Origin of the sequence: Streptomyces sp. NPDC058373 (assembly GCF_042723275.1) — a bacterium.
Classification (GTDB): Bacteria; Actinomycetota; Actinomycetes; order Streptomycetales; family Streptomycetaceae; genus Streptomyces.
This window is the reverse complement of record NZ_JBHXJE010000007.1, coordinates 14,451-26,429: the sequence shown is the minus strand read 5'-3', so window position 1 is coordinate 26,429 and position 11,979 is coordinate 14,451. Positions and strand designations below refer to the sequence as shown.

10 protein-coding genes are annotated in these 11,979 nt (G+C 74.6%); 5 read left to right on the top strand and 5 right to left on the bottom strand.

The window, feature by feature from the left end; translation table 11 throughout:
- Positions 1 to 214 precede the first annotated feature (214 nt).
- From ACFWMZ_RS06800 to ACFWMZ_RS06790, 3 genes are all read right to left on the bottom strand, one after another.
- On the bottom strand, positions 215 to 2,083 hold the full coding sequence (locus tag ACFWMZ_RS06800; protein WP_383178191.1) for a glycosyl hydrolase family 18 protein: 1,869 nt from the start codon (positions 2,081 to 2,083) through the stop codon (positions 215 to 217).
- Between the two features lie 174 nt (positions 2,084 to 2,257).
- On the bottom strand, positions 2,258 to 2,902 hold the full coding sequence (locus ACFWMZ_RS06795; RefSeq protein ID WP_383178217.1) for a response regulator: 645 nt from the start codon (positions 2,900 to 2,902) through the stop codon (positions 2,258 to 2,260).
- A 9-nt stretch (positions 2,903 to 2,911) separates the two neighbouring features.
- Positions 2,912 to 4,171, bottom strand: a complete 1,260-nt coding sequence (locus ACFWMZ_RS06790; protein WP_383199825.1) for a sensor histidine kinase — start codon at positions 4,169 to 4,171, stop codon at positions 2,912 to 2,914.
- Positions 4,172 to 4,368: 197 nt separating this feature from the next.
- Between ACFWMZ_RS06790 and ACFWMZ_RS06785 the strand changes: the two genes are divergently transcribed.
- Positions 4,369 to 5,049, top strand: coding sequence for a hypothetical protein (locus ACFWMZ_RS06785; protein ID WP_383178196.1), 681 nt, complete (start codon positions 4,369 to 4,371; stop codon positions 5,047 to 5,049).
- An 89-nt stretch (positions 5,050 to 5,138) separates the two neighbouring features.
- Here ACFWMZ_RS06785 and ACFWMZ_RS06780 read toward each other — a convergent pair whose 3' ends face one another.
- Positions 5,139 to 5,711 carry a cob(I)yrinic acid a,c-diamide adenosyltransferase gene (locus ACFWMZ_RS06780; protein WP_383178199.1) on the bottom strand — a complete coding sequence of 191 codons (573 nt, stop codon included), beginning with the start codon at positions 5,709 to 5,711 and terminating at the stop codon, positions 5,139 to 5,141.
- Between the two features lie 180 nt (positions 5,712 to 5,891).
- Between ACFWMZ_RS06780 and ACFWMZ_RS06775 the strand changes: the two genes are divergently transcribed.
- The 3 genes from ACFWMZ_RS06775 (at position 5,892) to ACFWMZ_RS06765 (ending at position 10,331) form a co-directional block, all read left to right on the top strand.
- Positions 5,892 to 6,740 (top strand): 3-hydroxyacyl-CoA dehydrogenase family protein, encoded by an 849-nt coding sequence (locus ACFWMZ_RS06775; RefSeq protein ID WP_383199822.1) that lies wholly within the window; start codon positions 5,892 to 5,894, stop codon positions 6,738 to 6,740.
- Positions 6,741 to 7,262: 522 nt separating this feature from the next.
- Positions 7,263 to 7,586 (top strand): STAS domain-containing protein, encoded by a 324-nt coding sequence (locus tag ACFWMZ_RS06770; protein WP_383178205.1) that lies wholly within the window; start codon positions 7,263 to 7,265, stop codon positions 7,584 to 7,586.
- A 327-nt stretch (positions 7,587 to 7,913) separates the two neighbouring features.
- A complete protein-coding gene (locus ACFWMZ_RS06765; RefSeq protein ID WP_383199819.1) occupies positions 7,914 to 10,331 on the top strand; it encodes an ATP-binding protein in 2,418 nt (805 codons plus the stop codon).
- Positions 10,332 to 10,590: 259 nt separating this feature from the next.
- On the opposite strand, the gene nucS is transcribed toward ACFWMZ_RS06765, so the two are convergent.
- Entirely contained in the window at positions 10,591 to 11,253 is a 663-nt protein-coding gene (nucS, locus tag ACFWMZ_RS06760; RefSeq protein WP_383183985.1) for an endonuclease NucS, read from the bottom strand.
- A gap of 212 nt (positions 11,254 to 11,465) precedes the next feature.
- Between nucS and ACFWMZ_RS06755 the strand changes: the two genes are divergently transcribed.
- Complete coding sequence (locus ACFWMZ_RS06755; RefSeq protein WP_383183987.1) at positions 11,466 to 11,858, top strand: SCO5389 family protein; 393 nt, start codon at positions 11,466 to 11,468, stop codon at positions 11,856 to 11,858.
- The last annotated feature ends 121 nt before the right edge of the window (positions 11,859 to 11,979 follow it).

The window sequence follows — 11,979 nt, the reverse complement described above, 5'->3', positions numbered from 1 at the left end:
GGTCTGGACCAAAGGTCAAGAGGTCTGGACCAAAGGGAAGTCCGGCCGGATCCGGTCTGGCGCACAGGCCGGCACACGCGGACGCGGCCGCTCGCCACGGCGGCCGGGGGGTGGTCCGGTGCCGTGGCGGGCGGCCGCGTCGGTCGGCGGGCGGGCCGGGAGGCGTCTCCCGGCCCGCCTGGCGGCGATCAGCTCCCGGCTCGCTCCGGGGCGGTCAGCGCAGTCCCTCGTGCATGGCGGAGAACAGGTCGCCCTTCTCGCCGTCGCCCGCGAACTCCCAGAGGAAGGCGCCGCCGAGCCTCTGCTCCTTCGCCCAGGCCATCTTGCCGGTGACGGTCTCGGGGGTGTCGTAACTCCACCAGTCGTCACCGCACTTGGCGTACGCGGTGCCGCCGGCGGTGCCGGTGGCCGGGCACTTCCCGGCGAGCACCCGGTAGTCCTCGTTGCCCGCCTCGTACGTCCCCGCGGCGGGGCCGGTCGCGGTGCCGCCGGGGGCGTCCTGGGTGACGCCGGTCCAGCCGCGCCCGTAGGCGCCGATGCCGAGCAGGAGCTTCTTCGCCGGGATGCCCTTGGCCCTCAGCTTGGCGATGGTGGCGGAGGAGGTGTTCTGCTCGCCCGGGATGCCGGGGTAGGGGGTGAGCGCCGAGTGGGGCGCGGTCGGTCCCTCGGCCGCCCAGGTGCCGAAGTAGTCGTAGGTCATCACGTTGTACCAGTCGACGTACCGGGCGGCGCCCGCGTAGTCCGCCAGGTCGAGCTTGCCGCCCTCGGAGGCGTCGGCCGCGATGGCCGCCGCGAGCAGGTCGCCGCCGAACTGGGCGCGCATCGCCCGCATCATCTCGGCCAGCGCCTCGTGCGGCGAGTCGTCGCAGGTCAGGCCGCAGGCGCCCGGGTACTCCCAGTCCAGGTCGATGCCGTCGAAGACATCGGCCCAGCGCGGGTCCTCGACCAGGTCGTGGCAGGACTTGGCGAAGGCGGCCGGGTCCTTGACGGCCTCGCCGAAGCCGCCGGACCAGCTCCAGCCGCCGAAGGACCAGAGGACCTTGATGTGCGGGAACTCGGCCTTGAGCTTGCGGAGTTGGTTGAAGTTGCCGTGCAGCGGCTGGTCCGGGCGGTCGGCGACGCCGTCCACCGCCTCGTCGGCGGTGAACACCTTGCCGTAGGCGGCCTCGGTGTCACCGGCGACGCACTCGCCGTCCTGGACGTCACCGAAGGCGTAGTTGATGTGCGTGATCTTCTCGGCGGAGCCGGCGGTGACCAAGTCCCTGACCTGGTAGTTCTTGTCGTAGATGCCCCACTCGGTGAAGTAGCCGAGGGTGATCTTCGACTTCGGGGCGGGAGCGGCCTGCCCCTTCGTGCGCACCTTGGCGGCGCCGCTGAACGGGCCGGTCTGCCGCGCGGTGTCGCGGGCCCGGACGCTGTACGAGTAGTCGGTGCCGGGCTCCAGGCCGTGGTCGGTGAAGGTGCGGCCGGTGACCGTGGCGACCTTGGTGCCGTTGCGCAGCACGTCGTAGTTCTTGACGCCCTGGTCGTCGGTGGCCGCCTGCCAGGAGAGCGTGGCCGACTTCTTGCTGACCTTGCCCGCCTTCGGCGTGCCGGGGGCGGTGGGCGGGGTGTCGTCGGGCTGCTCCGCGCCCTCGCAGGGGACGCCGTTGAGCTTGCAGCCGGTGGGGGCGCCGTCGCCGGTGCCGTTGAAGCCGAACGAGGTGGAGGCGCCCGGGGCGAGGGTGCCGTTCCAGGGGCGGTTCTCGGCGGTCCAGCGGGTGCCGTCCTGGGTGACCTCGGCCTCCCACGGCAGGGTCACCCTGGTGTCCGCGGGGAACTCCCACTCCAGCGTCCAGTTGCTGAGCGGGGTGTCGCCGGTGTTCTTCACCGTCCACCGGGCCTGGAAGCCCGTGCCCCAGTCCTGGGTCCGGGTGTAAGAGGCGCTGGAGGTGTCGGCGGCCTGGCTGGGGGCGGCGAGGCCGACCATGCCGGCGAAGGGGACGGCCAGGCCGACGAGGGCGGCGAGGGTGCGTCTGCGGAACCGCTGAAGGGGTCTGGGGCGGCTGCTGGAGCCGTCGGGTGCGGGGTGGGCCGATCTCAAGGCGTGCTCCTCAAGGAGGTCCGGACGTACGGGGGTTGGGCCTGCGATCTCCGTGAGCACCGATGGCCTGATGTGCCCACCCGCAGTGGGCTGAGAGTAAAAAGGTCTGGACCAGTGGTCAAGGGGTGTGGATCACCCGGAAGTCGGCGTCCGGCGCCCCGGGGGCCAGGCGGATCAGTGGCCCAACTCCTGCGCCAACACAGCCGCCTGCGCACGGCTGCGCAGCTCCAGCTTGCCCAGCACACGGCTCACATGGGTCTTGGCCGTCGCCTCCGCCATCTCCAGCCGCGCGGCGATCTGGGCGTTGGAGAGCCCCTCGCCGAGGCAGCTCAGCACCTCCCGCTCACGCCGGGTCAGCGTGGCCAGCTCCGGCGGCTCGGCCCCCGCCGGGCGCGGGGCACGGCCGGTGGCGAAGGCCGCGATCAGCCGCCGGGTCACCGCCGGGGCGATCATCCCCTCGCCCCCGGCGACCGTCCGCACCGCCGTCAGCAGCCCCGGGGCGTCCGTGTTCTTCAGCAGGAACCCGGAGGCACCCGCCCGCAGCGCCCCGAAGACGTACGCGTCCAGGTCGAAGGTGGTCAGCACCAGCACGTCGGCCCAACCGCCCGCCACCACCCGGGCCGTCGCCGAGACCCCGTCCAGCCGGGGCATCTGCACATCCATCAGCACCACGTCCGGGCGCAGTTCCTCGGCGAGCCGCACCGCCTCCTCCCCGTCGGCCGCCTCCCCGGCCACCTCGATGTCCGGCGCGCTGCCGAGGATCAGCACCAGCCCCGCCCGGACCGCCGACTGGTCCTCCGCCACCACCACACGGATCACCACCGCCTCTCACCTCTCCCTCTCGTCGCCCGCTCCACCGCCGGCGTGGCCGAGCGCCACCCCGCCGGAACCGCTCCGCGCCTCCCCGAGCGGCAGCGCCGCCCGCACCTCCCACCGCCACCCGCTCCCCGCCCCGTCCCCGGGCACCGGCCCCGCCGAGAAGGTGCCGCCGAGCAGCTCCGCCCGCTCCCGCATCCCCACCAGCCCGGCCCCCGACCCGGGCGCCCGCGGCCCGGCCGCCTCCCCGAGCGGCGAGGTCACCACCACCGTCAGCGCCCCGCCCGCCCGGCCGAGCACCGCGTCGACCGGGCCGGGCGCGCCGTGCTTGAGCGCGTTGGTCAGCGACTCCTGCACGATCCGGTACGCGGCGAGTCCGACCGGCGCCGGGAGCGCCGGGTCCGCCGGGGGAGGGATGAACCGGCGTACGTCCAGGCCGTTGGCGCGGGCCTGCTCCACCAGGGTGGCCAGCCCGTCCAGGGTCGGGGCCACCGAGGGGGCGGCCGTCTCGTCCTCGGCGCGGAGCACCTCGATCAGCCTCCGCATCTCGGCGAGGCCGTCGACGCTGTTCTCCCGGATCACCCCCAGCGCCCGCCGGGTGGTCGCCGCGTCGTCCAGGGAGAGCGCCGCCGTGGAGTGGATCGCGATGGCGGAGAGGTGACCGGCGACCAGGTCGTGCAACTCCCTCGCCATCCGCGCCCGTTCGTCGGTCACCGCCTGCACCCGGTCCGTCTCGGCGAGCAGCGCCGTCTGCTCGGCGCGCAGCCCGGCCGCGGCGGCCGCCTCCCGGTGGTTGCGCAGCATCGCCCCGGTCGTCGCCGGGGCGAACGAGATCACGCCGACCACCAGGCCGACCAGGAGCGCCTGCGGTTGCCGGAACCAGGCCAGCAGGGCCAGCGTCACCGCCACCGTGACCAGGCCCGTCGCGGCGGGCAGCCGCCGGGCCCGGGCGGGCGGGCCGTAGAGCACCGCCGCGTAGACCAGGTCGGTGTACATGATCACGGTTGCCAGCGAACCGGCCGTGAACTGGTCGGCGACCACGGCCGCCGTGCCCGCGGCCAGCGCCCACCCGGTCCAGGTCCGCCGCAGCAGCTCCGCCCCGGCCGTCACCGCCAGCGGCACCAGCGCCCAGGCGGCGTCGCTGTCGGGCGGGACATTGGGCGCCGCGATCCGGGTGTGCAGGCCGAGCGCCCACAGGAAGAGCCCGCCGAGCAGCCCGGCGAGTGCGATCAGCACGTCGTGACGGTGCGGGCGGGGCGGCGGCGGGAGCATGACTCCATCCAACACGGCGCGCGGACCGCCCGCGCGGACCCGCCGGACCCTTCCGGTGCCCGGCGCTACATCGAAAGGCGCACTCCCGGATCGTCTGCCGCGACGACGCCGCGAGCCCCCGGGCGCCCGACGATGGAAGGGCGGAACGGGCCACGCCGCCCCTCCGCCCCGCCAGACCCATCCCCAGGGAGCCCGCCGTGATCGTCACGCTCATCGTCATCTGCGAGGTGGCCTTCTGGGTCCTCCTCGCCGCCGGGCTCGGCCTGCGGTACCTGGCGAAGATGCCCCGCACCGGCGCCGCCGTGCTGCTCTGCGAGCCGCTGCTGGAGATCGTCCTTCTCGTCGTCACCGTCCTCGACCTGCGGGCCGGGGCCGCCCCCGACTGGAAGCACGGCCTGGCCGCGCTCTACATCGGGTACACCGCCGCCTTCGGCCACTACACCGTCCGCTGGCTCGACGGCCACGCCCGCCACCGCCTCGCCGGGGGCCCGCCGCCCGCCAAGCCCCCGCGCTTCGGCGCCGCCCGCGCCCGCCACGAGGTGAAGCTCTGGCTGCGTACCGTGCTCGGCGCCGGGATCGCCGCCGCGCTGCTCCAGATCGGCGTCTGGTACGTCGGCGACCCGGAGCGCACCACCTCCCTCACCTCCTGGCAGGCCGTGGCGGCACGAGCCGTCCTCATCCACGGCCTCATCGCGCTGTCGTACGTGCTCTGGCCGAAGAAGGGGCCGAAGGAGGATGCGGCCGGGCCGCGCGGGGGCACGGGCGCGGCCTCGTACGCGGGGAGCGCGGAGCCGGCTCCCGAGCCGGGCCCCGATGCGGCCGGAGCGGGAGCCGGGGAAGCCCGCGAGGAGCACCCCTCGGCCCTGAAGCAGCCCTGAAGAGCAGCCCTGACACGGCCCTGAAGCCGCCCTGAGGCGGGGCCGCCGGGCGCCCGCCGCCGGGGACGCGGGCGCCGGCGGCCGGAGCGTCAGCGTTCGCCGCCCGGCACCCAGAGCACGTCCCCGACCTCCTTGTTGGCCACCCGGGCCAGGATGAAGAGGAGGTCGGAGAGACGGTTGAGGTAGGTGGCCGCCAGCGGGTTCATCGTCTCGCCGAAGGCCTCCGCCGCCGCCCACGTCGAGCGCTCCGCGCGGCGCACCACGGTGCACGCCTGGTGGAGCAGGGCCGCGCCCGGGGTGCCGCCGGGCAGGATGAACGACCGCAGCTTCTCGACCTGTTCGAGGTAGGTGTCGCAGTCGGCCTCCAGCTTGTCGATGTACGACTGCTCCACCCGCAGCGGCGGGTACTCCGGGTCCTCGACGACCGGCGTGGAGAGGTCCGCGCCCACGTCGAACAGGTCGTTCTGGACCCGCAGGAGGACCTTGGCGATGTCCTCGGGGAGGGAACCGAGGGCCAGGGCGGTGCCGATGGCGGCGTTGGCCTCGTTGGCGTCGGCGTAGGCGGCGATGCGCGGATCGGTCTTGGCGGTACGGCTCATGTCGCCGAGAGCGGTGGTGCCCTTGTCCCCGGTGCGCGTGTAGATGCGTGTCAGATTGACCATGCGGCCAGCGTAATGACGCCTCCTCGCCGCGCGCGGCAGGCCGTACCCGGCCGCTGTGCCTCCGCCCGTGTGATGTCCGCCCCTTGAGACGTGATGCGCGTTACCAACCGCCCCACGCGGGCCGCGGGACCGCTACTCTCCGCCGAAGAGACAGAGGCAAACAGTGCGTTAGGGGATGTCGTGGCACGCAAGCTCGCCGTCATCGGAGCCGGACTCATGGGTTCGGGCATCGCTCAGGTCTCCGCCCAGGCGGGCTGGGACGTCGTCCTCCGCGACGTCACCGACGCGGCCCTGACCCGGGGGACGGACGGCATCAAGTCCTCCTTCGACCGGTTCGTCGCCAAGGGCAAGCTCTCCGCCGAGGACGCCGAGGCGGCGCTCGGCCGGATCACCACCACCACCGAGCTCGAAGGCGCCGCCGACGCCGACATCGTGGTCGAGGCCGTTTTCGAACAGATCGACGTCAAGCACGAGATCTTCCGCGCCCTCGACAAGCTGGTCCGCGAGGACGCGGTGCTCGCCTCGAACACCTCCGCCATCCCGATCACCAAGATCGCCGCCGTCACCGAGCGGCCCGAGCGCGTCGTCGGTACGCACTTCTTCTCGCCGGTGCCGATGATGCAGCTCTGCGAACTGGTCCGCGGCTACAAGACCAGCGACGAAACCCTCGCCAAGGCCCGCGAGTTCGCCGAGTCCACCGGCAAGACCTGCATCGTCGTCAACCGAGACGTGGCCGGCTTCGTCACCACCCGGCTCATCTCCGCCCTGGTCGTCGAGGCCGCCAAGCTCTACGAGTCGGGCGTCGCCACCGCCGAGGACATCGACATCGCCTGCAAGCTCGGCTTCGGCCACGCCATGGGCCCCCTCACCACGGCCGACCTGACCGGCGTCGACATCCTGCTGCACGCCACGCAGAACATCTACACCGAATCGCAGGACGAGAAGTTCGCCCCGCCGGAGCTGATGCGCCGCATGGTCGACGCCGGTGACCTCGGCCGCAAGAGCGGCGAGGGCTTCTACTCGTACTGACCGCGACGGGCCCCCGCCTCCGGGCGCGGGCCCGCGCGGCCCCCCGGCGTGGGAGCGCGCCCGCACCCCTGGCACCGCACCCGCACCGCCCCGCCTCGGGCGGCGCGGGTCTCCCGCACCAGCGACCGCGCCGGGCACCGCGCCACCGGGCCCGCCGCGACGCCGCACCCGCGCCGCTCACCCCGGCGCCCGCCACCGCACCCGTCGCCGCACGGACGGGGCACCGTCGCACCTGAGTTCCGCCGGACCTGCTCCGGCAGCGCGCCACCCTCACCCCCACGGGTGAATTCGGTATCGGTTCGCTTACAGGCGGCAACTTCTGTGTGCATGAGCCAGTCAGTTGCAGTGACATACGCAGTGACACCACACGACCCACCCGGGGCGGCACCCGGCACCGGCGGCCCACCCGGCTCCCCGGAACCCGCCGGACCCTTCGCCACCCCGGGCACCACCGGCGGCCCTGACCGAGCCGCCCGCGGACGCGCCGTCCGCAGCCGACGCCAGCAATCCCGGGGAGCGCATATGTACATCAGGGGCGACCATGCCGAGCTGGTCGTCGGGGGCCGCCTCGACGTCCGCAGCGCGGCGGACGCCCGGTCGGTCCTGCACACCGCCGTGGACGACGGCGCCGGGGACCTCGTCCTCGACCTCTCCGCCCTCGACTCCTGGGACGCCACCGGGCTCGGCGTCATCATGGGCGCCCACCGCCGCGCCGGACGGTGCGGCCGCCGCCTCGTCCTGCGCTCCGTACCGCCGCAGATGCAGCGGCTCCTCGTCGCCACCCGCCTGCACCGCATCCTCGCCATCGAGGGCGGCATCGGCCTCGACTCGCTGCCCCGCGCCTGAGCGGCGCCCGCGGGAAGGCAGGGCCCCGGAGTCCGGCGGAGGCGGAAGCGGAGTCGGCCAATCCGGGCGTTCCCGAGGGATCAGCGCACAATCCTCATGAGACCGTGACCTCCCGGACCCCGGCCCACCCCGCCCGTTCCGGGATACTGGCCGAAGGCTTATGGTTCGGTCCCGTCCGCTGTCCTCACGCCCGGTGCCCCACGCGCCCAGGCGGCAGCGGCCAACCCGGCGCGCCGCACCGGCCTGGGACCGCGGCACCCCGCTCCCCGGACCGGAGGGGAAACGGCCGGGCACGCGGTACGGCACGACGCTATGGGGGCTTCAGCCATGGACCCGAACCACCGGGACCCGCACCAGACGGGCGGCGGCGACCCGCACCGCATACCCGCCGACCCGCACCAGGGGCCCGGGGACCGGCGGCCCCGCCCGCCACAGGGCCCCGACCTCGGCCAGCCCGTGCCGCCCCGCGTCCGCACCGTCGAACTGGTCGCCGGCGGCCACCTCGTCACCGTCAACCCGGTCGACGGCAGCGAGATCGAGGCCTGCCCGCCCGGCCGCCACCCGAGCCCCCCGGTCCGCCGCACCCCCGACGACCGCGCCGCCCTCGCCGCCGCGGCCAAGCCGCCCGCCCCGCCCGGCGTCCCCCGCACCCACCACCGGCTGCTGGAACGCGACAGCGAACGCGACACCCTCGTCTCGCTCCTCGCCCGGGGCCGCTCCGTCCGCCTCACCGGCCCCCGCGGCTCCGGCCGCACCGTGCTGCTGGACGCCGTCGCCGCCCGCTGCGAGTCGCTCGCCCCCGACGGCGTGGTCCGGCTGGACGGCCACCGCCGCACCGCCGACGACCTGCTGCACGCCCTGTGCGCCGCCGTCCACCTGCTGCCCGCGCACCGCCCCGGCCCCGCCCTGCTCGCCGAACTCACCGGCGAGATCGGCGCCGTGGTCCTGATCGACGACGCGGAACTCGGCGGCGCAGCCCTCGACGCCTTCCTCGCCGCGACCCCCGAGTGCGCCGTCCTGCTCGCCTGCACCCCCGACGTGCCCCCGCCCGGCGACGAGTCCCGCGTCGAGGAGGTCCCCCTCGGCGGCATCGGCCGCTCCGGCGGGCTGACCCTGCTCGCCCAGGGCGCAGGCCGCGCCCTCAGCGACGACGAGGTGTCCTGGGCCGGCGACCTCTGGTTCGAGTCGGAGGGGCTGCCGCTGCGGTTCGTCCAGGCCGGGGCCCTGCTCCACCAGCGCGACCTGCTCCGCGAGGACGCCGACGCCGCCGACGCGCCGCTGCCCACCGTCGCCGAGGGCGCCGCCCCCGCCGCCCTGCTCGCCTCCCGGCTCAGCGAGGCCGCCCGCGCCACCCTCGGCTTCGCCTACGCGCTCGGCGGCGAGGTCCCGCACCAGGCCCACCTGCCGGCCCTGGTCGGCGACACCCACGCCGACGCCTCCCTCACCGAACTCCTCGACTGCGGCCTGGTCACCCCGGTCGGCAACCGCTACCGGCTCGCCGCGGGCGTCACCGAGCAGCTCGCCGCCGAGGGGTACGCCGACGACGGCGAGCGCGCCCACACCGCCGCCCAGCACTACACCTGGTGGACCGGACACCCCTCGGTCACCCCCGAGCGGGCCGCCGCCGAGTCCGACGCCGTCCTCGCCGCGCTCACCGCCCTCGTCGGCGGCCAGGACCCGGTCCGGCAGGCCACCGCCGTCCTCCTCGCCCGCACCGTCGCGCCGGTCCTCGCCGCCGGGCTCGCCTGGGGCGCCTGGGAGCGGGTGCTGCGCTCCGGCCAGGAGGCGGCCCGCCTCTCCGGCGAGGTCGCCGAGGAGGCGTACTTCCACCACGAGCTGGGGGTCCTCGCGCTCTGCCAGGACCGCCTCGACCGGGCCCGCGCCGAGCTGGACGCCGCCGTCGCGCTGCGCGGTGCCCTCGCCGACAAGCGCGGCACCGTCGCCGGGCGCCGCGCCCTCGCGCTGGTCGCCGACCGCGCCGGGGAGACCGTCCCGGTGTCCCGCGCCACCCCGGCGCCGGACGCGCCCCCGGTCATCCCGCGCCGCGACGGGACGGCGACGCCGCCCGCGGGGCTTTACCGGACGGCGCCCCCGGCCGGGGCGACCCGGGTGCAGCCGGCTGCACCGGCGGCCGGCGCGACCGTCGTGGGCGGTGCGTCCGCCATGGCGGCGAAGGACGGCCGACCCGGCCGGGCCGCCCTCACCGGCGCCCGGCGCAACCTGGTCGCCGCGGGAGCGGGAGCCCTGCTCGTCGCCGTCCTCGGCACCGTGGTCACCCTCGGCGCCATCAACGGCGACGACGAGGAGCCCGCCTCCGTCGACCAGGTCACCACCGAGCAGACGACGCCCGAGGAGGAGGGCGACGACGTCACCGAGGCCGAGCAGCCCGCCGGCTCGGCCGGGCCCAGCACCGACCCGGGCGAGGACGGCGTCACGGGCACCCCCGACGACCCGACGCCCAGCGACAGCGCCTCACCCTCCGACACCGAGTCCGAGCAGCCGAGCAACTCGCCCAGCGACCGCCCGACCACCTCCCCGTCGGAGAAGCCGACCACCAAGTCGCCGTCCCCGCCGCCCTCTTCCAGCAACCCGCCGAGCAGCCCGCCCCCGTCGAGCCCGGACCCGGAGCCCAGCGACCCGCCCCCGTCCTCCGACGACCCGGACCCCGAGCCCCCCTCGGAGCCCGGCACGGACAACTCCGCGAGCGGCCCGGCCCCCGAGCCGTCCCCGAGCCAGATCTCGTAGCGCCCGCACACAGAACGCCCCCGGCCGAAGAGCCGGGGGCGTTCTGACTACGTACAGCTTCCTGACTACGTACAGCTTCCGTGCGGGGCACACACACTCCGACCGCCCCCGCACCTGTACGCGCCCGAGGCGCCGACATGCCCGCGGTTTGAGCCAAAGGGGCGCATCGTTGCCGAGACACCCGTCGCGCGCAGGGAGCGCAGCGGACGAGCACGTCGGGTGTCTCGACAACGACATGCAGCGCCCCGGCGATAGCCGTCTAAAAAAGCCTGAGCTTGTCGTCCTCGATGCCGCGCAGGGCCTCGTAGTCCAGGACCGTGCAGCCGATGCCGCGGTCGGTGGCGAGGACGCGGGCCTGCGGTTTGATCTCCTGGGCGGCGAAGACGCCGCGTACCGGGGCGAGGTGCGGGTCGCGGTTGAGGAGCTCCAGGTAGCGCGTCAGCTGCTCCACGCCGTCGATCTCGCCGCGCCGCTTGATCTCCACGGCGACGGTGGCGCCGGAGGCGTCCCGGCAGAGGATGTCGACCGGGCCGATCGCCGTCGGGTACTCGCGGCGGATCAGCGTGTATCCCTCGCCGAGGGTGTCGATCCGGTCCGCCAGCAGCTCCTGGAGGTGCGCCTCGACACCGTCCTTGATGAGTCCCGGGTCGACGCCCAGTTCGTGCGAGGAGTCGTGCAGGACCTCCTCCATGGTGATGACGAGCTTCTCGCCGCCCTTGTTCACCACCGTCCAGATGTTGTCCTCGCCCTCCTTGAGGGTGCACGGCGGCGACATCCAGTTGAGCGGTTTGTACGCCCGGTCGTCCGCATGGATCGAGACACTGCCGTCGGCCTTCACGAGAATCAGGCGAGGGGCGGAGGGGAGGTGGGCCGTGAGCCTGCCCGCGTAGTCCACGGAGCAGCGGGCGATGACGAGACGCATGGTCGGCAACGCTACTCGAAGGGCGCCCCCGGACGCGATTCGCCCGGGAAGCCCCGTTCATCGCTGGCCGGTTGTGTGCGCATTCTCCTGGTGCGGGCCGGTCTCCTTGCATACCGTGGCAGCGGGAGGTTGCCATGCGTGCACGCTGCGTGTGCGTGAACTCCAGTCCTGCCCGTCAGCCCCCGTCAGACGGGGGTGTGAGAGGAGAACCCATGTCGCTCGACGTCTCACCGGCTCTGTTGGAACAGGCCGAGCGAGGCGAGGTCGACGAAGCCGCCTTCGTCGACTGCGTCCGGACCTCCCTGCCCTACGCATGGGACATGATCAGCAAGCTCGTCGCGGAGCTGAAGGTCGACGGCGGAGCCTTCGCCGACAACCAGACGCCGCCGCCCGACGAGCAGGCCCGCGGCCAACTGCTGCGCGCCCTGGCCAGCGACGCCATCCGGGGGGCGCTCCAGCGCCACTTCGGGGTCCGCCTGGCATTCCAGAACTGCCACCGCGTGGCGGTCTTCCCGCTCTCCTCCGACTCCGACGAGCGGCTCGCCCGCTTCACCTCGATCCGGGGCCAACTCCTCAACCAGTCCCCGGAGCTCCGCGACTGCTGAGCCCCGCACACCGGAGCCGCCACCGGCGGCGGGTCCGGGCGCGACACGCACCCGCCGTGGGGGGGGGGGCGGCCCCGGGGCGGGGGCCGGGCCGGCGGGCCAGCCCCGCGCCGCGCGCGCG